The sequence below is a fragment of the Demequina globuliformis genome (assembly GCF_000975155.1).
Classification (GTDB): Bacteria; Actinomycetota; Actinomycetes; order Actinomycetales; family Demequinaceae; genus Demequina; species Demequina globuliformis.
In genome coordinates, this window is record NZ_BBRG01000001.1 from 1032076 (window position 1) to 1058359 (window position 26284).

17 protein-coding genes are annotated in these 26284 nt (G+C 63.2%); 9 read left to right on the forward strand and 8 right to left on the reverse strand.

Going from position 1 to position 26284, the window contains the following annotated elements; translation table 11 throughout:
• Nucleotides 1-505: 505 nt before the first annotated feature.
• On the reverse strand, nt 506-907 hold the full coding sequence (locus AOP75_RS04785; RefSeq protein ID WP_152649943.1) for a hypothetical protein: 402 nt from the start codon (nt 905-907) through the stop codon (nt 506-508).
• A 329-nt stretch (nt 908-1236) separates the two neighbouring features.
• Between AOP75_RS04785 and AOP75_RS04790 the strand changes: the two genes are divergently transcribed.
• The 7 genes from AOP75_RS04790 (at nt 1237) to AOP75_RS04815 (ending at nt 12159) form a co-directional block, all read left to right on the forward strand.
• The gene (locus AOP75_RS04790) at nt 1237-1974 is read left to right on the forward strand and encodes a hypothetical protein (protein WP_062077164.1); all 738 of its coding nucleotides are present in this window, start codon (nt 1237-1239) and stop codon (nt 1972-1974) included.
• Complete coding sequence (locus AOP75_RS04795) at nt 1964-4009, forward strand: Mu transposase C-terminal domain-containing protein (RefSeq protein WP_152649944.1); 2046 nt, start codon at nt 1964-1966, stop codon at nt 4007-4009. Before AOP75_RS04790 ends, AOP75_RS04795 begins: the two co-directional genes overlap by 11 nt.
• On the forward strand, nt 4009-5031 hold the full coding sequence (locus tag AOP75_RS04800) for an ATP-binding protein (protein ID WP_062077166.1): 1023 nt from the start codon (nt 4009-4011) through the stop codon (nt 5029-5031). The genes AOP75_RS04795 and AOP75_RS04800 overlap by 1 nt, the downstream gene beginning before the upstream one ends.
• A gap of 790 nt (nt 5032-5821) precedes the next feature.
• Complete coding sequence (locus AOP75_RS12990; RefSeq protein ID WP_369345459.1) at nt 5822-7216, forward strand: zinc-ribbon domain-containing protein; 1395 nt, start codon at nt 5822-5824, stop codon at nt 7214-7216.
• A gap of 961 nt (nt 7217-8177) precedes the next feature.
• Nucleotides 8178-9491, forward strand: coding sequence for a zinc-ribbon domain-containing protein (locus tag AOP75_RS12995; protein WP_369345460.1), 1314 nt, complete (start codon nt 8178-8180; stop codon nt 9489-9491).
• A gap of 428 nt (nt 9492-9919) precedes the next feature.
• Nucleotides 9920-10432, forward strand: a complete 513-nt coding sequence (locus tag AOP75_RS04810) for a TetR/AcrR family transcriptional regulator (RefSeq protein WP_161794534.1) — start codon at nt 9920-9922, stop codon at nt 10430-10432.
• Between the two features lie 668 nt (nt 10433-11100).
• Nucleotides 11101-12159 carry a phosphotriesterase family protein gene (locus AOP75_RS04815; protein WP_062077169.1) on the forward strand — a complete coding sequence of 353 codons (1059 nt, stop codon included), beginning with the start codon at nt 11101-11103 and terminating at the stop codon, nt 12157-12159.
• A gap of 147 nt (nt 12160-12306) precedes the next feature.
• Here the strand turns inward: AOP75_RS04815 and AOP75_RS04820 are convergent, their stop codons facing one another.
• Nucleotides 12307-13335 (reverse strand): zinc-dependent alcohol dehydrogenase, encoded by a 1029-nt coding sequence (locus tag AOP75_RS04820; RefSeq protein WP_201774141.1) that lies wholly within the window; start codon nt 13333-13335, stop codon nt 12307-12309.
• A gap of 207 nt (nt 13336-13542) precedes the next feature.
• Nucleotides 13543-15966 carry a glycoside hydrolase family 2 TIM barrel-domain containing protein gene (locus AOP75_RS04825; protein ID WP_062077171.1) on the reverse strand — a complete coding sequence of 808 codons (2424 nt, stop codon included), beginning with the start codon at nt 15964-15966 and terminating at the stop codon, nt 13543-13545.
• 464 nt (nt 15967-16430) lie between these two features.
• Here AOP75_RS04825 and AOP75_RS04830 point away from each other — a divergent pair, with 464 nt between their 5' ends.
• Nucleotides 16431-17849: an MFS transporter gene (locus AOP75_RS04830; protein WP_062077172.1), complete on the forward strand. Its 1419-nt coding sequence runs from the start codon at nt 16431-16433 to the stop codon at nt 17847-17849.
• Nucleotides 17850-17877: 28 nt separating this feature from the next.
• Here AOP75_RS04830 and AOP75_RS04835 read toward each other — a convergent pair whose 3' ends face one another.
• Together AOP75_RS04835 and AOP75_RS12960 are read right to left on the reverse strand one after the other, a co-directional pair.
• Nucleotides 17878-18870, reverse strand: a complete 993-nt coding sequence (locus tag AOP75_RS04835) for a LacI family DNA-binding transcriptional regulator (RefSeq protein ID WP_062077173.1) — start codon at nt 18868-18870, stop codon at nt 17878-17880.
• Nucleotides 18871-18941: 71 nt separating this feature from the next.
• Nucleotides 18942-20573: an alpha/beta hydrolase fold domain-containing protein gene (locus tag AOP75_RS12960; RefSeq protein ID WP_062077174.1), complete on the reverse strand. Its 1632-nt coding sequence runs from the start codon at nt 20571-20573 to the stop codon at nt 18942-18944.
• A gap of 252 nt (nt 20574-20825) precedes the next feature.
• Here AOP75_RS12960 and AOP75_RS04845 point away from each other — a divergent pair, with 252 nt between their 5' ends.
• Nucleotides 20826-21785: an alpha/beta hydrolase gene (locus AOP75_RS04845; protein WP_062077175.1), complete on the forward strand. Its 960-nt coding sequence runs from the start codon at nt 20826-20828 to the stop codon at nt 21783-21785.
• A gap of 213 nt (nt 21786-21998) precedes the next feature.
• Here AOP75_RS04845 and AOP75_RS04850 read toward each other — a convergent pair whose 3' ends face one another.
• From AOP75_RS04850 to uxuA, 3 genes are all read right to left on the reverse strand, one after another.
• Entirely contained in the window at nt 21999-23804 is a 1806-nt protein-coding gene (locus AOP75_RS04850; RefSeq protein ID WP_062077176.1) for a glycoside hydrolase family 3 protein, read from the reverse strand.
• Between the two features lie 6 nt (nt 23805-23810).
• A complete protein-coding gene (locus AOP75_RS04855) occupies nt 23811-24782 on the reverse strand; it encodes a nucleoside hydrolase (RefSeq protein WP_062077177.1) in 972 nt (323 codons plus the stop codon).
• A gap of 260 nt (nt 24783-25042) precedes the next feature.
• Nucleotides 25043-26227 carry a mannonate dehydratase gene (gene uxuA / locus AOP75_RS04860; RefSeq protein ID WP_062077178.1) on the reverse strand — a complete coding sequence of 395 codons (1185 nt, stop codon included), beginning with the start codon at nt 26225-26227 and terminating at the stop codon, nt 25043-25045.
• Between the last annotated feature and the right edge of the window lie 57 nt (nt 26228-26284).

Consider the following 26284-nt stretch of genomic DNA (forward strand, 5'->3'; position numbering starts at 1 on the left):
CACCTGCAAATCCGGCGTGCTACGTTGCGGGAGTCGTGGTGGCCAACTGTGTTCGATCGCGGGAGAGGCAAGAGCGATCGTGGAAGCAGGCCCGACGGGAGGGCCCTTCCTCGCGGCCGATCGTTCTAGTTCCGCGGCGCACGACCCTTCACCATCGAGCGCCGCTCCGGTCGGGCTCGCGCCATTGCGAGGGGACGCGCGCGAGTCCACGCGCCAACACGGTTCGGGCATGGGCCCGCACGCAGCGATCGTCGACTCGGGGTCGACGACGTCGAGCGATTCACCACGGCTCTCCGCGGTGGAGCAAAACTGCGCATGTGAGGACACGTCAGACCGTGCAAACACCAAGGTTGCGTGAGCATGCTCCTGGAAGGGGATCGACGCGATGAGCCGGGCATGGACGCGCTGGGGTAACAATCCGAGAGGTCCAACCGCACCAAGGCTTCGAGCCGCCAGCGACACGGATCCCCGAATGAATGAACTAGCTGCTCTCGGGCGCTGTACGTCAGTTGTCGCCTACCCGTTTGCCACGCCTATCGAGTCGCCTCACGGTAGAACTACTGAGACCGGCTGCCTTGCCGATGGTGTAAGTCGAGAGTGTCGTATTCTCGGTGCTCCACGCCACAAGCGCCCGGATGTCGTCCGTTGAGGCGTCTCGCAGGTCGCGCAACGTGCTGAGGACCTGTTGAACATACCGCTCGATGTCGTCACAATCAGACGACGCCGCACCTCGCGCCCCCGCTGCAACTTTCGCCTCGGCGTACCGATCGAGCGCCTCAAGGGCGCCTCCGGCAACTGCTGCGGCCGAACGGGCGCCCGAGCCTGGCGCACCTAGCGCGTCGCGTAGCTGTGGCCAGCCGTGCGTTGTCGCATCGAGCGCCGCGCCATCGCTCTTCTCGCCAGTCACGATCACCGTCCTCCCCACTCGACCGCCCCGCAAGCCTACCACACATTTGACGCGACTGCGCATCCGAAATGGCTCAGATCGGTGAATCGACGCATTCCAGTGACACTTGACGCACTTGATGGTCAGGCGTATAACGAGAAACATGTCGACGTTGCACGGCATCCAAGGCGAACCCGCGGGAGACTCCTCGCGCGTCGCACCGTGTGCAACATCTCCCGGAGGACGCAAGCGGAGCCGTGCACTCAATACACGACTCTTCCTCTACGGGTCGGTCGCCCATGCCTAGCGTTGGCCGTGCGTCGGGGTACGAAACCGATCCTTATCGTCACGTGAGGTCAAACGACCGCTACATCCTCGTCGGAGGCGGCACCCGTGGCACGCAGCGATGGGAGCAGCCTGCCGACGAGCGATCGCAAGACTTGCCGGTCGAGCGTGCGGACACGTGTCGCCGGAGTGTCCGTTACAAGAACAAGCGCTCATTCCAGGGCTTCTATCCGGTGTTCTCGACAGGGCAGTACGTCTGGCACGAGTCGCTCCTAGAGCTCACGTCACTGATGTGGCTCGATCGCGCCGGCGCGCTACGAGGCGTTGCGACGCAGCCGTTCGCGGTCATTGGCCCTCACGCGTTCCGGCACTACATCGACTTCGCGTTTCTACAGCCCGATGGCGTGCGTGCGATGGTTGCCGTCAAACCGCGGCGGGCCATCGACGCCGATCTGCGCGCGACTTTCCGAACGCTGAACGCCGTCTGTCGGGCCATCGGCTGGCGTTTCATTGTCATGTCCGACATGTCTCGTACGGAGATGTACGCGCTTCAGTGGCAATGGGTGTACCGCGAACCGTGGAACGCGTTGCCGACCGAAGCACATGCACGACTCTTCGATGCCGCGCAAAGTCCAATCTCACTGGGCGAGGCTTCGACGATCGCTTGCCCAAGCGACCCCTCGCGTGGACTTGTCGGGATCTACCACGAGCTTTGGCGCCGCTCGCTGGTCCTGGTCTCTCCCGGAACGCTGCGGCTCGGATCGCTAGTGGTTCAACGTGACGGGGGCGGCCGTGCGCATTGACTTCGGAGTCGGTGACGAGGTGACCTACCGAGACTTGCCATGGCGAATCGAGTCGATCTCGCTCATAGCGATCGGGCTCGTGGATCGTGCATCCGGCGATCGAGTCACGGTCGACCGCCTCGCGCTGGAGGACGAGAATCCGACGGAGTCGCGCGTCCCGCGTGAGTTCACATGGCTCGATACCAACGACGTCGGACTTGACCTGACTGCCGACGAGCTCCGCATCGGGCTCAAGGTGATCGAGGTGATCGAAGCGGCCTCTGACGCGCACCAGGAACTTTCGGCACCAGGCGAACCTAAGTACAGCAAGGCGGAGCGCGCTGCGCGCGCGCGTGCGGAGCTATCGACCAAGCACGGCATAGAGATTGCGGCCAGCACGTGGCGCAGTTACGAGAAGCGGTGCCGTGAGGGCGCCGGTGTCGCGTGCGCTCGCGATGGCCGTCGTGCGGATACCGCCAAGGTCATTGACCGGGCAAGTCCGGCACTTATCGAAGTGTGTAGGGCCTTCCTGGAAAAGCAACGGACGCGTTCCACCATGAACGTCAATGCGCAGGTCGCGGAGGTCGAGCACGCGTTCTTCATCGCTCACCCCGATCGTGCCGACGAACTCCTGCCAACACGCGTGCTCGGGCGATTGCTCGTCGAGTTGGGCGGGGCGTTTCAACCTGCGATCGAGGCCAAGACCCGCCTCAACACGACGACCAAGGGCTGGATGCTCGGCAGCACCGTGCCGGTCGGGCCGGGCTGGGAGGTGCAGGCGGACTCAACGCGAATGGACTGTCTGGTCCGTCTCGACGACGACCGTGTGGTGAGGCCGAACCTGACAATACTTCAGGACAAGTTCTCGCGGTCCATCGTCGGGTTTGGGATCAAGGAGACCAATCGAGCAATCGACGTGGTGCTCATGGCTGCGGGCCACATGCTCCCTATCGTCAGGCGTCGAGAGATGTACTCGCATCTCGACTACGACCGACTTCGTGATCTCAACCTCGACTGGTTGTGCGAGATCGACGGCCCGACGGACTGGATGCACGACGTCCGTCGGAACGCGATTCGCATCAGTCGTGTAGTGACCGACAACGCGCTGGATTTCGTCGGCGGGCCCGTCACCGCCGGCTTCCACTACCTCGGGATCATGCATGCGCCGGTCAGCATGGGAACCGGCTCGGACAAGGGAATGGTCGAGGCAAATCTTGGCAGCATCTCCACGCTCTTCCTCCAGCACCTCAACGGGTATACGGGACGAAATACCGCGCACCGTGGACGTCACCCCGAGCGGGACTCCGTGCTTGACCTTGACGAGCTCGTCTACCTATTCGACGCATGGGTCACGATTGTGTGGCAGAACCGCCGGCACGAGGGATTGACGGATCCCTACTATCCGCGGGCCGCTCCCATGAGTCCGAACCTCGCTTTGGCTTCAGCGTTGCCGTTCACCGGTTCGTTGCCCAAGTCGATCACCTTCGACGACTACGTCCGACTGCTGGTCGCTGAGGGGCGTGTGGTGACGGCAATGGGAATCGAGTTCGACAGCCGGCGGTACGACTGCGAGGCTCTGAATCCACTGCGTCCGGTGGCTCGCGAGCGCAAGGGTGCAAACGTGCGCATTCGTTTCCACCCAGACTTCAAGGGCTGCATTTGGGTCATTCATCCAGACAGCGGCGAGCTCATTAGATGCGACCTGGTTGACCCGCGCAGGCAAGCCCCGTTCACACGCAACTTCCGCGACACGTACCGCGCGCTCGCCTCCGACTACAGCACGCTCGGTGACGCAGAAGCACGCCGCTGGACCGTGGTCATGAAGGAAGCTGCGAACGCTGAGCACGCGAAGCGCAACAAGGAGGAGCGCCGAAAGGCCCGGGCGCTTGAGCTCGAGGCGGCCCACGGCCGCGTCCGGGTAGACGACGCCCACGTTCAGGCGATCGGTGCGCCGGATCGTCCGAACGAGGAGCCCGGCGTGGACCGAGAAGTGAGCACCGACGACTTCGTCCCATTCGACATGCCCTACGGCATCGACTGGGAGGAGGACGAATAGTGTCGCTCTACGTACCGCGCGTTAACACCTCCGACGACGTGTTCCACTACCGTGCGGTGAACAAGGACTTGCTGCGCATGGCTAAGCCCCTGCGCGTTGCCCCAATCGCCGAGGTACAGGCGTACAGCTCCGAAGAGCGAGCCGCCTACAACGCCGAGCGTCTCAAGTATCTGTCGCGCGGCATCGTGGTCAACACGCCCACGATCGCCGCTTTGCGCGCCCAGACCGAGTTGCGCCTGCTTCAGAACCATGGGCGCATCGCGGGCGGGGCTGGCATCTACATGTCGAGTTCATCGAATCATGGCAAGACCACCGCCATCAGGTGTGTATTGAGGGACACGCTTCTCGCGCACAAACAGGCGGGCGCAGGACCGTCCAAGACGCGGCTACCTGTCGGCCTGTTCACCATGCCTGAAGTGAGCAACGTCCGCGCGTTCTGCGGACGTGCGCTGAGCTTCTTCGGACGCGACACAACTACCGCAACGCCCGAGAACAACCTGATCGAACAGCTCGCGATCGCGATCAATCGCAGCAGGATGCAAGTTGTGGCGATCGACGAGGTTCACAGGATCGACGCCGAACGCGACGGCGAGTCCGTCGCAGAGACCATCCGCGGACTCGCAGACAACATCAGCGCGACCATGATCCTCGCCGGCATCAACCTTGAGAATCACTCCTTGTTGCGTGGCGAAGCCGCCCGACAGGTGCGCACACGGTTCTTTTCATCACCTGTCTACGACTACGCCGACCCGCGCTCGCCCGGCCGAAACGAGGCCTGGCGAAGTCTCGTGAATGGCATGCTCCGTGCGCTCCCGCTCTACCGCCTGGATCGAGCCGCTCTTGCCAAGGAGTGGCGCACACTCGGCACCATGTCCGAGTGGACCGTTGGATTTCTATCGTTGCACCTCACTGTCGCGGCGATGGAGAAGATCCAAGCTGACGACATCGAAGGAGAGTTCCTAACGATCGACAACTTGCAGGACGTGCAACTCCCGGGACCCCGTCCGACGACCAGGACATGACATGGGCAACCGATCGGGAGAGCCGACTCGCGAGTATGTCGCCCAGCTGGTGCGCGACCTCCGGTTTCCTCCACTGCACCCCGCTTTGCGCGTGACCCCCGTTCCCGGGGAGGTTGTCGTGAGTCTTGCGGAACGCCTTGACGCACACTGCGGCGCGCCTCCCGGAAACTACGTAAATGTTGCTCGCGGGCTGGCGCGGCGCCTCCTCGGCAAAGTGCCGGGCCCGCGCACCGACCAAGTGGTGCTCGCCGAACTCCTGGTGGCACGTTGCCGGCTCCGCCGCGATCAGTTGCACCCGCACGAGCCGCTTCGCACCACCGCATGGCACACGTGTCCCGATTGCGGACCAGTCGTCGAAGTCGTCGCATCATGCGCGCGATATGCATGCAGGCGCCACGCGCGCTGGACTGGACCAACGGCCGCCAAGCGGTCCACACCACTTGCTGCCACCGAGCCCGCACCTGATCACGGGGTTCACCTCCGCGCTAGCACCCTCGACGCGATCATCGCGCTCGAATCTCTAACCGAGAACAGCCGCCCGCGCAGTGACGAACTCTTGCGACGAGCCCTGTCGCAATCCAATAAAGACAGGCGCGCCGTACCATCGACCGCTGATGTGATCTTCGCGTCCGCTCTGGCTGGCCTGATGTCCGACCAGTCGATGTGGACGGGCCTCGACTCGTCGCCATCCGTCGAGGACGCGTACGCGCTCGTCGAGCGCGCGGCGCGTGCGCATGCACGCTTGCCGCAGTGGCCGCCTGATGTCACTGCACTCACCGTTCATGCGTGGATGCTCCTGCGATTCGCTGTCGGCGAGCGGCTTACCGAGCAGGGTCTTGTGATCGAAGTGGACCCGATCTGTTCCGCTTTTTCCGCACCCCGGAGTGCGAAGTTCAGCGCCTTGGCTGCCGACTTCGCGCGCTGGCTTGCCGCCGTCGACGCAGCGACGTTGCGGCAGTCGTCGATACGAGACCTGTACTGCGCGTCTCCGGGAGCTGCGAGCGCCCCTGGAGCATCAGTCTGGGTGTGCGATGCCGGGCACGGTCTTGAGCGAACTGCGCCGCCCGCATGGTCCCGTCGCAGGACGTTCCCATGCCAGGTCTGCAGCGGGGATCGTGCGGTGGAAGGCATTAACAGTCTCGCTGACAGTGACCCTGACACGGCTGCACAGTGGTGCTACGAGCACAACGGACAACTGCTTCCGTCGGATGTGACGCGCGGCGAGAAGAGGCTGGTGTGTCGGATCTGCGACGCTGGCCATCACTCGCCTGCGACTGTCATCAATCTCGTGTCAGCGTCCGGATGCCGGCTCTGCCATCGTGAACGTCCCTACTGCGGGGCGCAGTCGGTGGCACGTGCCGCACCCAACCTCCTGCGATGGTGGCACCCGACGCGGAATCTGCCGGTGACGCCTCAAAGCGCGAGCGCGGCGACGTCGACCCTCCGATGGTGGACATGCGCGGAGGGCCATGCATTCGAGCAGAGCGTCGCCAGCAGGCGACGGTGTGCTCGCGGCGGTGAAGGTCAATGCCTCGTCTGCACCCGACGGCGTCTTCAAGTCGGCATCAACGACCTTACAACGGCCGAGCCAGCGATTGCGTTGGATTGGGACGACGACGAGAACCCGACATTAGCGTGTCGAACGCTAGCGAATCCGATGCGCAAGGGCGTGTGGCGATGCCGGTTCGGTCACGTCGTGTCGACAACCATTCACGACCGTGTCGTCACCGGCGGGTGCAAACTCTGCGCCCCGTCGTTTCGAGTCGGGCGACCAAACACCCGGGCCGGTGACGCCAGCAAAGCTGCGCGACACCCGGAAAGGGTCTTCCTCGCCTTCGACGACCCGGCAGACGTAGCACCCGAGCGGGACCTCACGAATATCGAGTGGACTGCAGTCGAAACGTACATGGTGTCAGTGTTTCCTGGATCCCGACGAGAGCGGCGATTGGTCCTCGACGCCATCTTGTGGGTGCACCGGCGCGGAGGCCGGTGGATGGACCTCCCACAACGCTACGGCCCGCCCAGCACCCCACACCTGTGGTGGCGTCGCTTGTGTGAACACGACGAGTGGCGCACCATCGTCGACACGCTCGAGGGGCTCGCCGACGACGCGTCTTCATGCGATGCGATCGCAAAGGAACTCGCTGAGCAGCAGGGCCATTACGTCGAGGTGAGCATTGCGTAGCCTGCTCGCACCAACCCTCGTGCCAACGCTGGTGCGAGGAGAAACACCCGCGAGTTTCTCGACACGGGTCGAGCAGCTCGGCGGCGCTCGTCCCGGAACCTACCTCGCTGTCGCCGAAGGCGAGCTGCGGCGAATGACGGGACGACGCGCTTCCCTGCAGCGACAGTTCCGTCACTTGCGCGACCTGCTGACCGAACGATGCGGGCTCGACGAAGACACTCTGGCGCCACAGCAGTGGGACCTCAAGACGGCATGGCATTCATGCCCCGCGTGCGGTCCCGTCGTCGAAGTGCACCGCGACCGCGCTCACCGCGTGTGCCCTGTGCACCATCGGTGGACTGGAGCGAGCAGAGTCGGGCCGCGCACCCGTGCCGAACCTGCGGTTCCCGGACCATGCCACGGCGCCCATGTCGGAGCGGACATCGCCTCCGCGTCACGCGCCATGGAGGCCGAAGAACGACGCAACCCTCAATTGGTAGCCGAGGTACTTCGACATGCAGTGTCCGCAAGGTCCATCGGGACGAGGGATCAGGTCGAGCCCGAAGATCTGCCGTTTGCCGCCGCGCTCGCTCTGACCGTTTTGTCAGATCAGTACATCGAACATGCAGCGCACTGCGCCGATGGACCTGCCCTCAAGCATGCGGTCACCGCCATCGTCCGCTCCATCGTCTATGAGAACGGCTGGTTGCGCGACCCTGTCGACTCCATCGTCAATGCAGCGCTACTCATGTTGAGAGCGACGATCGTGTGGGCCCGCCAGCAACTAGGGCTTGAGCGAACTATCGACGCCTTTACGCCCACAGTTGTCGTGTGCGACGTCGCCGAGCACGGTCCGTGGAAGGTCGATTCGCACGGCATCCTGAGTGTTGTCTCATCAACTCGCCGTGACCGTTCGTGGTGGCGGGATCGGTTCGTCGTCGGCGAACGCCCGGGCGCATCGGGTCCGACGCACTGGGTACTGATGTGTCCGGTGGGTCACGTCCTTTACTCCGGCCTCAAACGCCCGCAAGGTCGGTCCAACACCGACTTCTACTGCAACGTGTGCGCTGGTACGCGCCTGGTGCCCGGGATAACCTCACTCGATGCACGGTCCCCAACAATTACGCGAACGTGGCACCCCTCGCTAAACGGCCCGGTCACGCCTTCCGACATCCTTCCGGGCTCCCGCCGCTATTTCTGGTGGCTATGCCCAGTAGGCCATTCTTGGCCAGCCACGGCCGCATCGAGAACCGAGAAAGGCGCCGGCTGTCCATACTGTGCGGGCACCGCGATCGTCCAAGGCGAACAGGACTTCGCCACTACCCACCCTCACCTCGTCGGCTTCTGGGATGGAACTGTCGAACAGCCAGGGCCGCATCAAGTATCGGCACGTAATAGTCGCCGAGAAATACGACTTCGCTGCCCAAGCGGTCATCCGTTCACGCGCAGCCCGCTACGGTTCGCCCTCACCCCGACATGTCCGTACTGCGAAGGGCGCGTGCTCATACCCGGCCGCAATGATTTCGCTACCACTCATCCTCACCATGTCGACTGGTGGCACCCCACGGAGAACAACGGGCTCCTCCCGTCAGACGTACGCGCTGGCTCGAACCTCTCGGTCACGTGGCTTTGCCCCTATGGCCATGATTTCCTACAAGCGATCGGATACATGGCTAAGCGGAGAGCACCCAGTTGCCCAATCTGCTCCGGGCGAAAGCTTCGCCAAGGCGTCAACGACGCGGCAACGAGATATCCAGTGATCACGCGTGAATGGGCCGACGACCTCAACCCGGTCGCGGCCAACGAGACAGTTCCCGGCAGTGGAAAGTGGTGGTGGCGCTGCCTAAAGCACGGACACGAGCTCGCGATGACAGTCCACGAGCGAGCTCACGCAGGTGGCTGCACTGATTGCCGAGCAGACGACCGAGTAGCACAGAGGTTTAGCGTCAACGCTTCCGATCTCGACGCACCGCCGGCAGCCGCGATACGTTCGAGGGTCCAACATCTCCAAGTAGTCTCCCCATCGTTGACGGCAGGAGCACCCGCGCTCGCCGATCACGTCTGGGAATCTATTGCGGCTATCGTCTTGGAGGCATCGCCCCAAGCGGTCGTTGACCGCCGCAAAGTGGTGACTGCGATCTTGTATGTACTGGCGCATGATTTGAAGTGGGCCGACACTCCGCGCGCGCTGAGCGCTCCCAGCACGGCTTGGAAGTGGTTCCATACAATCCGTCTGGCGGGCGCGTGGGATCCGATCCTTGATTCCCTCGCGCCGTTGCCAAGAAGTCGCGCCTAGGCGTCGATCGGCACCGCTTGGTCACCTCATGAATGCGGATCCCGCCCAGGTTCGTGCGAATGCGGAACCCCGTGATACTGCGAATGCCAATGTTTGTGTAAGTTACCGCTCTAGTCTGGCAATGGACGCTATTCCGGCAAAGTGACCGTTCTACTCTGGCAATTGCCGGGATGTAGATACCACACCTGTTGGTTTTCTCACGGTTCCACCCTTCAGCACTTCAACATGTGACCATGAAGCGCTCATCCACCGCCTCGGGAGTCTCCGCATGGGTCAGCAACTTCGCACGCCATCGGCCAGTGCAGCGAAAGGTCTTCGACGTGTCGCAACTGGACACGTGCTGTCAATGAGCACCGTTGGCACCCTGTCGCGATGATCCGAGTCCGATGCGTGGCGCATCGCACGGTGGCGCGCGTTGGGGCCGCAGGGTGAGCAAGGACCCTCATGCGGCCACGCGCCGATCCTCATCGCGACGCGACGAACTCTTCGACGCTGCACTCGACAGCGTGGCCCAGCATGGGTTCGAGCGAGCATCCCTGCGCGACATCGCTTCGCGCGCGGGTATGTCACATGTTGGCCTCCTACGACACTTCAATTCCAAAGAGGAATTGCTGGCTGCTGCACTCAACCATGAGGATGATCGCACCGCGGCTGAGATACGTCCGCTCCTTACCGCCGGGCTTTCCGACAGCGAAGTGATGCAGGCCGTCATGCAGATTGCACTGAGGGACCGCGACCGGACTCGTCGGTGGCTCTCGCTCACGCTGGGTGCGGTAGATCCCACGCACCCAGCACATGCATGGTTCAGTGGGCGCTACGACCGACTGGTTGCGATGGTGGAGGACTACGCATCGCGCGCACACAGGCGTTCAGACGGACGCTTCGATCCCCGCACGCGAGCGCTACTGATGCTGTCCATGCTCGACGGGCTGCGCCTGTAGTCGCTCATCAACCCGGGCGCAGACGTCGTAGGGAGAGTCTCCTCTCGCCACTACCATCAGCGTGAGCGCACAGCAAGGGATTCACCACGTCTCCCAGACACCCGCGATGCCGGATCACGCTCAGCAAGACGAGGCTGGCCGGCAAGCGGTGGGCAGCAGTACGGATACCAACGAGCCCGGGACCGTTAAGGCCCTCGCGTTAGCAACGACGGGTGCTGTCATTGACGAGAGTGAAGTCAAGGCGGCGGATGCGTCGCACGGCGATGCGAAGTACTCCATGCGGTGCCGCACGATCTGCCGGAGTCGGACACCCGCATCCTCCTGTTCATCCTGGCAGCGGGCAACTGGCACCAGTGGTTTTCTTCTGTCCGATACCGTCCGTGTGTATCGCAAGCTGCTTCAGTCCGGCGCCCTCGCGGAACTTCACCTGTGGGAAGGCGCGCCGCACGGACCATTCACGGGGCGGACGAAGGGGGATCGCGAGCAGGTCTCACAGGTCTGCGCGTTGCTTAAGAGCGCATGGATGCCTTCTGCGGCACGCACGAAAGCAGGCTGATCTTCCATCAGCATGTAAGAGATCGGAGCCGCGATATCGCGTCGCGCTGAGACTGTGCGTTTCAGGTTCGAACTGCGTGAGCGCCCCACGGACCACACAAAGGAGTTCTGCAATGGCGACCATCACCACTGTGCGAGGGGAGATCCCTGCCGAGACGCTGGGCTTCACCTCGATGCACGAGCACCTCAATGGCGATATGGACCTGCTGACGCGCATCGCGCGCCTCTACAGCGACCACACGCCTCCTCCCGAGATGCTTGCGCTGCGTAACGAGAACCTTGCGTTCTTGCGAAGTGGCGCCTCTATCTTCTCGGCCGAATGCATGACTGTCGGCGACGTGGAGTACACCGCCGCAGAGCTCGGGCACTTCCGGGACATTGGCGGCAGGTCGGTCGTCGACGCGTCGCCGATCGGCATTCGTGGCGACGTACGTGATCTGCGCGCGGCGTCCGAGCGCGCAGATGTACACGTGGTTACTGCGACTGGGCTGTACACCGCGGCGAACCGGTATGACGAGCACGTCGGACTGACAGAGCACCAGCACGCGGAACTCTTCCGTCGGGAAGTGACAGTGGGGATCGGTGATACCGGCATCCGAGCGGGCCTCCTCAAATGCGCACTCAGCGCCGCGTCACCGCGCGCACCGCTCAGCGAAGTTGAAGTCGCGACGCTGCGTGCGTGCGCGACCGTCGCGCATGAGACCGGACTATCGGTTCATGTCCACACAGCGTTTCCCATGGGGCACGAGCAAGTGATCTCGGGCCTCGGTGTATTGCTCGACGACATGGCGCTGCCGCCGGACCGGGTCGTGATGATTCACATGGACTCATTCCTTCGTCCGTGGAACTCGCGGCGCGATTACCTCGGTTCCCTAGAGAGCGTGAAGTTCGTCGATACCACCCTCGTCGAGCGTGTTCTCGACCGTGGCGTCACCGTCGGCTTCGACAGTTGGGGATCCGAAGTAGAAATGCTGCCCCAAGACGACGACCGTCTCAAGGGGCTCATTCACCTGATCCGCTCGGGCTACGGCGAGCAGATTGTCCTCGGCCATGACATCACACAGAAGCCCAAGGGGTCACTTACGGTGCGCACGGATTCACCTTATTCAACCGCCTCATCACCGCGGCTTTCGCTCAGTTCGACGTCGCTGAGAACGCATACGAACAACTGACAGTGACCAACCCCGCGCGCGTGCTAGCACACCCATAAGTGGTGAAGGCGCAGTGCACACGTAAGTAGAGCTCCGTTGACCCCGGAGGTCCGACACCGAAGCGGAGCGGCGCGACGCGCGCCGCTCCACGCGGCTACAGGCACAACGTCAGTCCAGGGCGACGACCACCTTATCCGTCGCCCCCGGGGTTCCGGCGAGGTCGATCGCGCGCGCTACCTCACTCACAGGGACCACATCGCTCACGATCATGGCGTACTTGTCGACATTGGCCGCAATGTCGGCGATAACATCGGCCATCTCGGTCGGATGACCCATGGAGTGAACGATGGTGAGTTCGGCAGGGATCATCATCTGCGAGTCGAACGTGATGGGCTTGCGATGGATACCGACGATGCCGTAGACCGCACCGAGCTTCGGCCCGGCGAAAACCGTCTCAGGCACGGCCGGAACGCCCGCGGCATCGAGATAGATGTCGGTCCCAGGGAGCCCTGCGCGACCAAACGCATCCGTGGCTTCGCCGTGTAGCTCGACCAAGCGGCTGCGCACGTCTTCTCGGCTCGAATTGATGACAGCATCCGCGCCAAGCGCGAGCGCCTTGTTCAATCGATTCTCTTGCACATCGGCCACTACCACGTGCTTCACGCCGTGGGCCTTGAACGCAAGGAGGGCCCCGAGCCCGACCGGCCCCGCTCCGAACACGATGGCCGAGTGATCGGGCGTCGGGCGAGTTCGGTCCACGGCGCGGCGTGCGACCGCGAGCGGCTCAGCGAGCGCTGCTACGTGCCACGGGACGTGGGCAGGGAAGGGAATGACGTTGCGCCCAGGGTTGGCATTGCGCACCGCGACGTATTCGCTGAGCGCACCCTGGGGTCCGCCGCCGCCGATGATCGCGTCGGCAACGCCTGTGGGATCAATGACTACCCGGTCACCGACTGCGAGGCCACTCACGGCGGCGCCTACCTCGACGACCTCGCCTGCCGGCTCGTGCCCGATTGGCGTCTCCGTCCTGCCAACGGGGATGCCGCCTTCGGTGAGCGCGTGGGGATCCGCGCCGCAGATTCCGCACGCTCGGATGCGTACGAGAACGTCGTCGGCTCCGATCGTGGGGATGGGGACCGTCGCACTCTTCAGCGCGCCGGGGCCGGTGATGATGACGGACTGCATCGTGGGGCTCATGGGGGACTTGCCTCATCTCAGTAGTAGTCGGCGGCCCGTGCGCCGCAATGGTGCGTCGGCCGCTAGTCGTGTTGTGGATGGTCCGCGATTCACGCCGTGCCAGCGGCGTCAGTCACGAGGTGCTGCGCGAGCGGCCAGGGCCAGCGCCTCCCTCAGCGTGGGTTACCTTGAAGGAGGAAGGCGCCGGCCTGCCTTCGGACGTGGGGCCTAAGGTTTCCGCGCCGTCAGCATGACCTGGAGATCGTCAAACCCGTCCGCACTGATGGTGATCGTGATCTCACCGGTCGCCACCGGCCGGACGACGGCCAACAGGCGCCCGTCGAAGGTCGTCGCACTCGTCTGCAAGAAGCTCTCCTCCGTGGATTCGCGCGCGCTTCCCAGGCCTTGGAGGCGGCCCGCCCCTGCAACGTTCACACTCACCAACACGTCGCGGTCCACGAGCACCACTCCCTCGGAATCGACAATGTCGACCTCGATGAAGGCCAAGTCTTCGTCATTAGCGGCGACTTCATGACGATCGACACTGGCATGCAACTGCGCCACTCCGTCACCGGAGTGGAGGCTCGAGCGCCCCGTCTCTTCCCCATGCGTGTAGGCAATGGCTTCAAGGTGTCCGGGGCGGAACTGCGCCTCGAACTCGGCGATGTTGCGTCGCGTTTCTCCGACGGTCGCGCGAGCGATCTGGCGGCCATCGAGACGAAGCTCGACCTCGTCGGCAGATGAATAAACGTCGATTCTGACGGGCGATCCCGTTGGCACATCCCACGTCCAGGTGGAGATAGCGTCATCCCAACTCCACGCGCCCGCGATGGGCTCCTGCCCATGGCGCTGGGGACGGTGAACCGCGATATATGGCACATCGCGGAGACCAAAAATCGTTTCACGGTAGAACGACAGCGGTCGGCGGTGCCCAAGAATGTCGATGTCTCCACACCCGGCGACCAGAGTCGGGTAACTACCCATGAGACCGTCGTTCGCGTCTGACTCTCCGGCGTAGGTGACCCGTCCGATGCCCGCTTCACCCAGGTAGTCCCAGCCAGTCCAGGTGAAGTCACCAATGACGTGGGAGTTGGCCTCGACAAGTTCCCAGAGCTTGGCGATCTTGGGACCGTAGGTTTCTGTGCCGAGGATGATGCGGTTGGGGAACATCTCGCGGTCCACCTCGTAACGCGCCTCTCCGTAGTTCATTCCAGCGACGTCGACGATGGCATGCGGTTCGCGCGTGCGTTCGGTCACAGGGGGAGCGACGTTCATTTGCGAGAGGATGTCACCCATTTCGCTCATGGTGGTGTTGAGCCCCCCACCCGCACCCGGCGTCTCGGTAGGCGGGTCGATCATCAGAGTGAGTAGACCATTGATCGCGTTCGTGATGGGGCGTGTCGGATCGAGCGCGCGGGTTGCCTCCGCGAGGTCTCGCGCCCATGTCGCTCCCAGCGTTGTCCCCAGGTCCACGATTTCGTTCCCGATCGAGTACATGATGACGCTTGGGTGATTGAAGTCGCGTTCGACCATGGACTCGAGGTCTCGGTGCCACCATTCGGGAAACGAGACCGAATAGTCGAATGCCATCTTGGACTGCGTCCAGGTGTCGAAAGCTTCGTCAATAACCAGCATGCCGAGTCGGTCGCACGCGTCGATCATCGCGCTGCTCAGGGGATTGTGGGAGGCTCGAATCGCATTGAAGCCCGCGGATTTCAGGATCTCCACACGTCGTTCATCTGCCCGTGCGATGGCTGCCGCGCCCAGTACGCCATTGTCGTGGTGGACGCAGGCGCCTCGTAGCTTCGTCGTGACGCCGTTGATTCGAAGACCATGGCGAGGGTCAATGGTGACTTTGCGGATGCCGAAGGGAATCGTGAGGCCGGCACCTGAACCGTCCTCGTCGCTTCGCAGTACTAGTTCAACGTCGTAGAGGTTGGGGTCGTCGGGGCTCCACAACTCGGGGTTGTGTAGGTGAATGCGGGTCCGAGCCGTGGCCGACGCCTGAGGCCGGAGAGTGACGGGCGCTGTTTCCCGCCCGACCTCGAACTCGCCACGGCGCACAACGACGTCGAGCTCGACCTGCTGGGTGTGTGGTGTCGTATTCGCGATCTCACCCGCGACCGCGATGGTTGCGAAGCCGGGCTCGAGGTGTTCGGTCTCGACACGGACGCTGTGGTCGACAAGGTGCACCGCGTCTTCGACGAGCAGGTGAACCGGGCGGTGAATTCCCATGCCGCTGTACCAACGCGTGTCGGACGGTAGCGCACGTGCCTCCACGCGAATAGTGTTCTCCGCGCCGTACCGAAGCGCCGCATCAATGCCAACTCGGAATCGTGAATAGCCAAACGCGCGGCCCCCGACGAAAGCGCCGTTGACGAAGACCTGAGCATCGCGATAGACCCCGTCGAACTCGATACTCACTCGCCGATCGCGGTACGCATCAGGTACGTCAAAGGTCTTCGTGTACTCGACGGCACCACCCACGAAATACCCCGCCTCCGCACCCGAATCGCGAGAGCGACCGGCGGCAAGCATCGCGTCGTGTGGCAAAGTCACGAGGTCTCCGGGGTCGGCCGCTGCGCTGACCTCATCGAACAGGCTCGTCCTCTTGCGTACACGCCAATCTCGGTTGAATGGCAGCTTCGCCATCATGTCTCCTTAGGTTGTATTCAAAGTGCATTTGGGGCCTAAAGTGCGCTACCAGGTGCCACATGGCGGGCTACCACTGGTCGCGCACCGCCTTGCTAGATATCCGAGCCCGCGACGGATGGTTGCAAGTCGTCGTCGGCAATCGCTTTTCCGAAGGGTACGAACGCTGCGAGGGGTGGTGATCCGCAGCGCCTGTTTGAAGGTCCGTTCCAATAGCCGTCCCATGGTCCGACCGCCTCCCGAGGGGAGAGACCACGGCCTAGGGCGGGACCGATCGCGCCGGTACCGCGAGAGTCGGTTCGCACCATTGCCTCCATCGACACGGCTCCAACCCGAACGCTGGCCCCGCTAGTGTCACGTGACATGATACGTTAACACTCGTGCCGAGTCGCCGATGACCGTCACGTGGCGGATCGATGGCCCCTCCGCTCACTCCACGCCTTAAGCACGAAAGCGCCTCAACGATGAGCACACAAACGGATTCCTCGGCAGCTGTTCCTGAAACGCCCGCGCGAGCGCTCGCGAAAGTACGACTGCGCGAGAAGTTTTCCTACGGCGTGGGAGACGTAGGACAGTCACTGCTTGCGTCGACGGTCACCGCGTTTGCGCTGTTCTACTTCACCAATGTCGCCGGAATCGGCGCTGCGATCGCGGGCACCATTCTGCTCATCGGTCAGCTTCTCAACGGTGTGACGGACTTCGTGATCGGCATCCTGATCGACAAGACGTCGACCCGTTGGGGCAAGCTGCGCCCGTGGATCCTTTTTACTGCGGTGCCGATGGGCGCAGCCTATGTAGGGATTTTCACCGTGCCGGCAGCACTGAATGACACGGGCAAGGTCGTTTGGTCAATCGTCATGTACTCGATGTTGATGGCTGTCTTCTATACGGCCGCTAACGTGGCCTACGGCGCTTTGGTGTCGGTCATCACTGCGGACACGAAGGCCCGCGTCTCCCTCAGCACCTTCCGGTTCTTCGCGTCGATTCTGACCAGCCTGGTCGCGTCGACTGCAACTCTTCCGCTTGTGAATGTTCTCGGAGATGACCAGAGGGCTTGGACGTCGACCGCGGCACTGTACGCGGTGATCGCAGTCACAAGCGCTGTCATCGTGTTCGCTGGGACTCGGGAGCGCGTCGTTGTCAACGAGGGCCACGGCGAAGAGCCGAAGGTGCCCGCATCCACTATGTTGCGCACGCTCTTCCGCAACCGCTACTTCCTCTGGGCAACCGCACTCTTCGTCATGGTGAACGGACTCAGCGGCTTTATCGCGGCGGGAGCGGTGTACTTCGCCAACGACGTCCTTGGGGACGCCTCGCTCTATGGGCTGCTCGCGATCGCTAGCCTCCTGCCCACCGTGGCAGGCATCCCGCTCATGCCTACCTTGATGGGCCGGTTTGGTCGCAGGCCGGTAATGTTTGTGGGGTTCAGCCTGATCGTGATCGGCACCGCAGTCGTAGCGATCGCACCGGCGAGCCTTCCCGTGCTGCTCGTCGGCCTCGTTATCCGCGGTCTCGGCCTCGTACCCTTCGCGGTGGGTAGCATGCCGTTGCTCGCCGAGATCGCCGACTATGGCGAATGGAAGTTTGGTATCCGGCTCGAGGGGCTCACGTTCGCGGTCTCGTCGCTGGGCTTCAAGATCGGAACAGGACTCTCTGCGGCAATTGTCGGTTGGTTGCTCGCTTGGGGCGGCTACGACGCGGCAGCGTCCGCACAGAGCGAGTCAGCGCAGCTCGCCATCACCACCTCATACGTGTACTTGCCGCTGATCACGGGAGTGCTCGCGATAGTCGTATTCCTGTTCCTCAACGTCGACCGCCACCGTCCTGAGGTAGAAGCGCATCTCGAGGCGAAGGCGGCAGCGGCTCTCGACGATCGGGGCTAAGCCAGAGTGTCCGCCCGGGCATCCCTCATCACGCCGTGTCGCCTTCGACGACTCGAAGTTGAGGGAACCCGGCGGCGTGCGCACCGGCCTCGTCGCCGTCGATCGCGCTAATCAGGTTCGCGCCAAGCCCCCGTCCGACCTCACCCTGATCGATCCGGAATGTCGTGAGGCGCGGCGACCAGAGTTGGCTCTCGGGAGTCGCATCTACTCCCATGATCGCCACTTCACTGGGCACTTCAAGGCCGAGTTCCCTGCATGCCGCGAGAACTGCCAAGGCGACGACGTCCACTTGGCACGCGATAGAGGTCGGCTTGTCGTGCGACAGTACGGGTTCCAGAATGCGCGCCGCAGTCGCCACATCCAGTGGCACCTCGACCAGTGTGGGCGGGTCGAGGCGCAATTCGGCCGCGGCTTGCAGAGCACCTCTAAAGCGACCCATACCGCTTGGGTAGTCCACAGCGTCGGCCGGACGCGCAAAGAGCAAGCGCCGCCTGCCGACCCGTTCGACTAACGTCTGAACCAGCATCGAGCCGACGTGAACATCGAACTCATCGAGTTCCGACTCGCCACTGTCCGGAACTACGACTACACCCGTTCGCCTCAGTTGCTCCGCCGCCCCTGGCGCGAGGACGTTGAAGTTCACAATCGCCACTGGCGCAAGCATGCGCAGGTCGGTCACGATTGCGTCCGAGTCCGAAATACCGAACTGTACGAGCACGTGAAATCCTCGCGACGACAGCACCGCCTGCAACTCGACGATGGAGTCCTGGAACAGCGGGGGCAGCGTGCCAGCCGGCACCAGGACGACGACGGTCGACCCTCGTCCCGTGACCAGGCCACGGCCGGCTGGTGACGGGGCGTACGCCAACTCATCGACCGCCTGATGGACACGCGCGCGTGTCGCTTCAGGGAATCGTTCTCCTCGACCGTTGAGGATCTCGTTAACCGTGCTCCGCGAGAAGCCCGAAAGCCGCGCCACGTCCCAACTTGTCGCACGCTTGGGTCCGGAGGTTTTGGTCATTGGAGAAGTTTGGCACAGCGTCTGTGCCATCTGGCGGCGGGGGCGCCGACCCGGCCCGGTGCCGGAGCCACCTAGACTTTGACGCTTTCCGCCGCAAGCTCTGGGCGCAGCAAGTCGACCCAAACCGCGTATCCGGCGCCAGTCAGATGCAAGTCGTCGAGCGAGAACTCCTGCTTGATGGCACCGTCGTCGGTCGCGAACGCTGGCCACAAATCCAAGTACACGGCCCCGTGCTTGACTGCGAGGGTCTTGTAGCGAACGTTGAGCGATTCGATCCGTTCCCTGAAATCTGCCGTGCGGGGCATGACGGAATTCAACACGATCGGGACATCGACGTTTTCTTCCCTCACCAACGTCAGGATCGCGTCGACGTTCGCGACAATCTCGTCTTCCTCAACCTCAGCGGTCAGATCATTTGTGCCGATGAGCAGTGACACCCCGGCGGGCTCTTGGAGTTCCCTTTGGGTGCGCTTAAGAACCTCGTCGGAGCGCTCGCCTCCGACGCCGCGGTTCACGACGGGCCCGTCCACGAACCATTCACTCCAGAGCCCCTGCTCAGTGATGCTGTCACCGAGGAACAGGAGGGCTCCACGAGGAACGTCGATTGCCTCAAGCTGGCTGTTGCGCATGCTCTTCTGCCGCTCGAGCATGGGCGCGAAAAGGCTGAGGTAGTACGACATCTCGCGCTGTTCGAATCCCTTCAACGGGATGTGCTCTTCCACGAATGCGCTCAGTTCACGGGCTGCCTCGCGGTCCTCGGGAGCCTGTCCCGCGAAAAGGCCATGGGGTGCGCCTTCGAACACGTGAAGGTCAGCTCGCACGCCGGCCGCGCGCAGCGCACGATGCAGCCGGACGGTGTCGGACTGGAGCACATCCCGGGTCCCAGTGATCAACGCGGTCGGAGGGAACACAGAAACGTCCCCGAAGAGCGGAGACAGCTCTGGATCGGTGAGGTCATGGCCACCGGAGTACAGGCGCGCACGCTCCGAGAGTCGTCCTGACGGCACCGTATTTCCCAGCCAATGAACCTCCACCGTGTCACCCTGGCCAGTCAGGTCGACGGCGGGCGAATTGAGGAGCAACACCGCCGGACGGGGAAGCTCCTCGGCTGCCAAGCGGAGCATCAGGGCAGCGGCTAGGTTTCCGCCGGCACTCATCCCGAACACGGCGACGCGGCTCGCGTCATGCGACTCAAGTAGCACCTTGTATGCGATGACGCAGTCATCGAGGGCGGCGGGGTAGGGGTGCTCAGGCGGCATGCGGTAGTCGACGACCCACGACGGCAGACCATAGGTCGTCGCCACGAGACTGGCGGCCGCACGGCTCACTTCCCCGCCTCCGTCAGTCCAACCACCGCCATGCAGCGCGAACAGGACTCGATCATCGTCGACGCCTTCGGGACTGGGCGCAGTGAACACGGGCACCGAGCCGACCATGACCTCGCTGACGGGGAGTGTCCGCTCTGTGCGCACACCGCCGACGGTGCCCATTGCGGTGCCGATCACCTGTTCCGGCGACGTCGGCGCTGATTCCGCTAGCAGTTCGGCCCATGCCGCACGGTCTGTCCCGGGCGGCTCAGGAGAACGCGGAAGCCCGTAGAGGAACTGCGACATCTGGAGCGCCTCGTCGCTCATGGTCGAGGGCCACGGGAGCTCGCGCTCGGGAATCACTAAGGGGGCGGGCGCCACATCGTTGTCGGCCACTGCGGTGTCTCCTCGCAGGTAGTAGTTAGCTTCACGCTCACCGTCCGACGAAACCCTGGGGGCCACGGTCAAGCGGCAACAGTCGCATGGCGTTTTCGTCTCAACAGTGGGACGGGAGCATGCTTTCGATTCGCTAGGTGTATCGTGACACTACGCGGCAGCGAGGTCACGGGTCAAGGCGATGCAGCCGCCCTGTTCATTCCCCGCTCCATACGTTCCACGTCGAGCGGGCAGAAAGGAATTCACTCGAGGATGAGGCACCTGCACCCCGAGATCGACGCCCGGCTCGGCTGGGCACACGGTGTCGATCCCGCCCAGCTCATGACGGACCCAGAGCTTCGATCGCGCCTTTCGCACTCCTACTTCACAATGGACGACGAAGAGTCACCCGTTGTGAAGTACGAACAGTTCGACATCAGTAACGACGAGTGCCCCTACCCCGTCTCTATCCGGCTCTACCGGACCCAAAGTAAATCAGCCACCTCTGCGGTGGTATTGGTCCACGGCGGAGGCTTTCTGGGCGGGACGGTCGACGACCAAGAGTCCGACGGCGTGGCACGAGAAATTGTCACGCGTACCGGCGCAGCGGTCGTATCGGTCGACTACCGCCTCGCCTCGCAGGAGCATCACTTCCCGCACTTGCACCACGAGGTGCTTGCCGCGTTCAAGTGGACTTGCTCTCCCGGCGGGCTCGAACTCAACCCAGCCTCCGTCGTACTCCTAGGAGCGTCGGCAGGTGCATCGCTATGCGCTACCGCGACGCTCGAGCTGCGCGAACGCTCCGACGAACTTCCGGCGGGCTTGGTGTTGCTGTACCCGCTGCTGTTTAAACTGAGCCCGCCTGCGGACTCCCCTTATGACATTGATCGCGTCCCTGCGATCTTTAGGATCCTCCAACCCTCAGTCGAGTTCATGTTCGACTCGTACCTAGGGCCCGAAGCTCTCAGGTCGAACGGCGTCCACGGAAGCCTTGATGACGAGACCCTCGATGGCCTGCCCCCCAGCTTGGTGGTCGCCGCAGCATACGACGACCTGGCAGGCCATGCGCACGAATTTGCCAGTCGGGCGACGCGGGACGGCTCTGTCGTGCGACTGATCGACGTTCCCGGCATGCCGCACGGCTTCTTGCAATTGCCGCGGTCAATCGACCAGGTAGGCCGCTCACTCGAAGCCATTGCGACGTTTGTGGACGAGCAAACGGGCCCTCGCTAGCACCCCGTGCCAACGCGCGTAGCGAAAAGCTCTCGCCCGCGCGTGCACGCCAGAGGGCGCCCGGATCAGCGGGCTACGCACTCCTCAAGTGGTTCGCACCGGAAACTGCTCCCCTCGGCCTGAAGGCGAAAGGCACCAGGCAGCAGTTTCCGGTGCGATGAGTTCGCCGGGTTGGAGAGCCCCAACGAAGATTGGCACGCCAGAGAGGCGGTTTCAGTTCGCCCCATCGCCGTCGGATGTGACGGTGACGGGCATCGCATAGGAGAGCCCGTGACCGTAACGGAACAGCGGGTCATGGGTATCGAAAGGGACGTCTTCTCGACTTTCAAGCACGGCAGCCATCGACCTAGGGACGTCGAGCGGTAGCGCGCCCCCAGGCTGGCCATCACCAAACAAAACCTCGACAAAAGGCCGATCCGAGGTGCCGAATGACGCGACGAGAGCCGCGGCTCCCATCAACGGCTCGAGGATTGGCGGGCGGTCAAAGAACACGTCAATCACGGTCGGCACGGTGTTGATGAGTTCGAGTAGGTGTTCCTGGTCTCCGTCGGAGTACTCAAGGCTTCCCTTGTGCATCGAGCCGAGGAAGCTCTTCGCTGGGTCTGCGTGATTAGGTGCGCTGACGCGCACGACGGCGAGGTCGGCCTCCGAAGGAGTGGCGACGACGTTCGCATAACCCGCGAAAGCCTCGGGCTCCACTCCTTCAACGTAAACCTTGATGCCGGGCCGCGCCGGCAACGTGGGCGCATCGCTGGGCCCGTTCGTAAGAAGGGTGAGGGATGCCTTCTGCGCTGCTACTCCAGCCTCACGGAAATCGAGGCGACCAACGATGCTGTTCGCCTGATCGGCGTCGACGAAACGCGCGTCGTCGAAGAGTCCGAGTCGGAACTTTTCGCGCAACAGCCTTCGCACGGACTGGTCGATCCGCGCTTCCGTCACCCGTCCGCCCTTTACCGCGGACATGAGATGCTCCGTGCGGTTCTCGCCGCCGAACTGGTCGACACCTGCCTCAAGGAGCCGGACCACGCGGTCCTCCTCGCTCAGGTGCTCGACTCCCCAAGCCTTTGCTGGGAAGTGCTCGCCATATCCGGTGATCACACCGAAGTCAGTGCAGACAATCCCGTCGAATTCCAGGCGTTCTCGAAGGATCCCGGTGATCACTGACTTGTTGAACGCGAAGCCAACTTCCTCGTGCTCGGTGCCTACAGGCATGCCGTAGTAGGGCATCATCTGTGTCGCACCGGCCTTGATCACATCGATGAACGGCTGCAGGTGGTACTCGAAGAATCCTCCCGGATACACCTGCTCCTTGCCGTCAGAGAAGTGAGGATCGAGTCCGTCCTTCTGCGGTCCTCCACCAGGGAAGTGCTTGGGCATGGTCGCAACCGAGAGCGGCGTGAGGGTGTCCCCGGCATCCCGTCCTCGGAAGCCCCGCACGTAGGCTGCACCAAGGCGACCGGTGAGTTCTGCATCCTCTCCGAAGGTTCCGACCATGCGCGCCCACCGTGGTTCGGTGGTGACGTCGATCTGGGGATGTGCGCCGACGCGAATCCCCACCGCCAAGTACTCCTGTCGCGCCGTCTCGGCAAAGGATTCGACCAACTCCGTAGACCGTGTCGCCGCCAGGCCGAGCGCCTCGGGCCATGCCGAGAATGCCGCGCCCGCTGCGTTGGCGGTGAGCGGATTGTCAGTCACGGAGTGTCGTGGGTCGGTGGCGAGGGTCACCGGTACACCCAACGGATGCTCCAGCGCCACACGCTGAAGCGCATTGTGGATCTCGGCGAGGTCCCGTGCGGTCGGGGGCGAACCTTGGACGAAGAAGGCGGACATACGTCGCTCGCGGATATGCTCGGCCGCTCCTGGGCGCCCGTATTGATCAGGCTGCTCGGGGTCGGTGATACCCACATATTGGTGGTAAAGGAGGCCGACTTTGTCTTCGAGCTCCATGCGAGCAAGGAGGTCATCGATGCGACTCTCGAGGCCGACCGCGGGGTCCTCGTAGGGGTACCGGCCCGCCATGGCGACTCAAGCCTCCTGGGCAGCCGCGAACTCGTCCAGCTTCCCGTAGAAGTCCTCGAACAGCAGACGCACATCGATGCGCGAGTACACGCGAATCGTGCCGGCATCCGCCTGCTCGCCGTACAGCCCGTTCTCGAGCAGCGACGGGCGCGGCACATCGGTGTAGTCGCTCGTGTAAGGCTCGGGACTGTATGGTCCGCCGAGCACGGTGAGCGAAACAAGGGTGTGATCTCCGAGGCCGTAAGCCTCACCCATCTTGAGCCCGCGCGACCAGGCGTCGACGCGGTGGCCAATCTGGTCGAAGACGTGGCGGCCCAACGCTCCTCGCGAGCGCACGCGTGACCATGCTTCACTTCGCGACATGAGCGCCTGACTGAAGACTCCCTGCGGCATCTGCCACAACGGAACCTGAAAGTCGTTGAAGACCACCCGCGAAGCAACCATGTCAGTGTTGACGTTCGTTTCGCGCCATCGCACGTCAGGAGGGAGCTCGTCCTCCGTCATGTCGTACTTCTCGCCACCGAGCCAGATCACCGTCATGCGATCCGCGATGCGCGGTTCGAGTAGAAGCGCACTCGCAACCGTCGTAAGGCCGCCACCGCAGGCGACGTACAGCGGCAGATCCGTGTCGTCGCGCATCGCCTCGCGCACGAGGGCCTCCGCGGCCGCGCTTACGGCGGGCGTCGAGGCGTCGGTCATGGGCATGTTGCTGCCCTCGAGGATCACCACATCGTCCCGATCGGCGAGCTCAGCAACCTCCCGCACGACACCGACGCCGCGCGTCACACAGTCATCGGTCCACTCAGGGTGGTGCACGCCGACCGCTGACGACACGACGAACGGAATCTCAATACTGCGGCACAACAGGTGGTGGGCGATCTCAACGACGCAGTCGGGATCACCGCAGAAGTCGTTGTCGATCACCACGCGCGATCGCGCTTCGATACGGTCTGCGCTCCAAGGTTCAGTCATTGCCATGCCTTACTCCTTCTGCGGCGCATTCGCCCCGCGTCGATCAGTGACGGCTGGCTGAACCCACCGTCGCGTTCTCGTGTCCCAGGCTTGACGTTCGCTCCCGTTCACGCTCGAGTTTTGGGGCCCGCCACGTGTTGGTTCCGTCATCAAAAAACCCATGACAATCGATTGCCAAAGGCTACGGCGAGTCGGCGCCTGAGTCAATACTCACTCGTAGCTCAGGCTGGACACCGCGAGAAGCCACGAGCGCCCAGCGCACGCGTCTACGAAATGCCGCCGTTGATGGCATAGTTCACGGCCAGTTCGACGCCACGAACCTCCGCAAGGCCCTTCATGCGCCCGATGAGCGGGTATCCCGGTGCACTTGCGCGGTGGAGGTCGTCGAGAATCCGATGCCCATGGTCGGAACGTATAGAAATCCGTGGGCCGGCGTCACCACGCCGGCGCTCCTCGCTCACTAGCTCGCGCACCACACCCACGATGTCGATGTCGCCGTCGATATGCACCGCCTCGTGGAAGCTCTCTTGGTCAGCTTCGCGACGCGTAGATCTGAGGTGGGAAAAGTAGATGCGATCCGCGAAGCGGTGAGCCATCTCAACCACGTCATTATCTGCGCGCACGCCATAGGAGCCGACACACAGGGTGAGACCGTTCGCAGGAGACGGAACCGCGTCGAGGATCCACTGTGCATCGGCCATGGTCGAGACCACCCGAGGGATGCCGAAGAGGTCGAAAGGCGGATCGTCGGGATGGATCGCCATGCGAATGCCGACCTCTTCCGCTACAGGAATGACCCGCTCAAGGAAGTACCGAAGGTTGCCTCGCATCGACTCGTGTGTCTGGCCATCGTATGCGGCGAGAGCTTCACGGAACTCGCCAATGCTGTACGACTCCTCGGATCCAGGCAGCCCCGCAAGCAGCGTGCGTGTGACCGCCTCCACCTCATCGGCGCCGGCAGCATCGAACCAGGCGCGCGCCGTAGCTACGCGCTCGGGCGCATAGGACTCTTCGGCATGCGACCGCTCGAGCACCCAGATGTCGAACGCCGCGACCGCATTGGCATCGAACCTCAGCGCTGTGCCGCCGTTCGGGAGCGGCCAATCGAGGTCCGTTCGGGTCCAGTCGAGCGCTGGCATGAAGTTGTAGCAGACCATATCGATGCCACACGCGGCCAAGTTACGCAGCGTCGTGCAGTACTTCTCGATCCATTGGTCGCGCGATGCGAGACCACGACGGATGTCCTCGTGGACGGGCACCGACTCGACGATCGACCAGTAAAGGCCCGCGTGCTCACATTCGCGTTGGCGCTCGCGAATATCCTCAACCGCCCAGACCTCGCCATTCGCGACATGGTGCAGAGCCGTCACTACACCGGTCGCGTCGGTTTGCCGCACATCACGAAGCGTGACTGGGTCTGCGGGACCATACCAGCGCCACGTCTTCTCCATCAGGACTCTCTTTCGTTGTTTCTCTCCGCCGGTCCTACAACGCGCAGCCGATAGCGT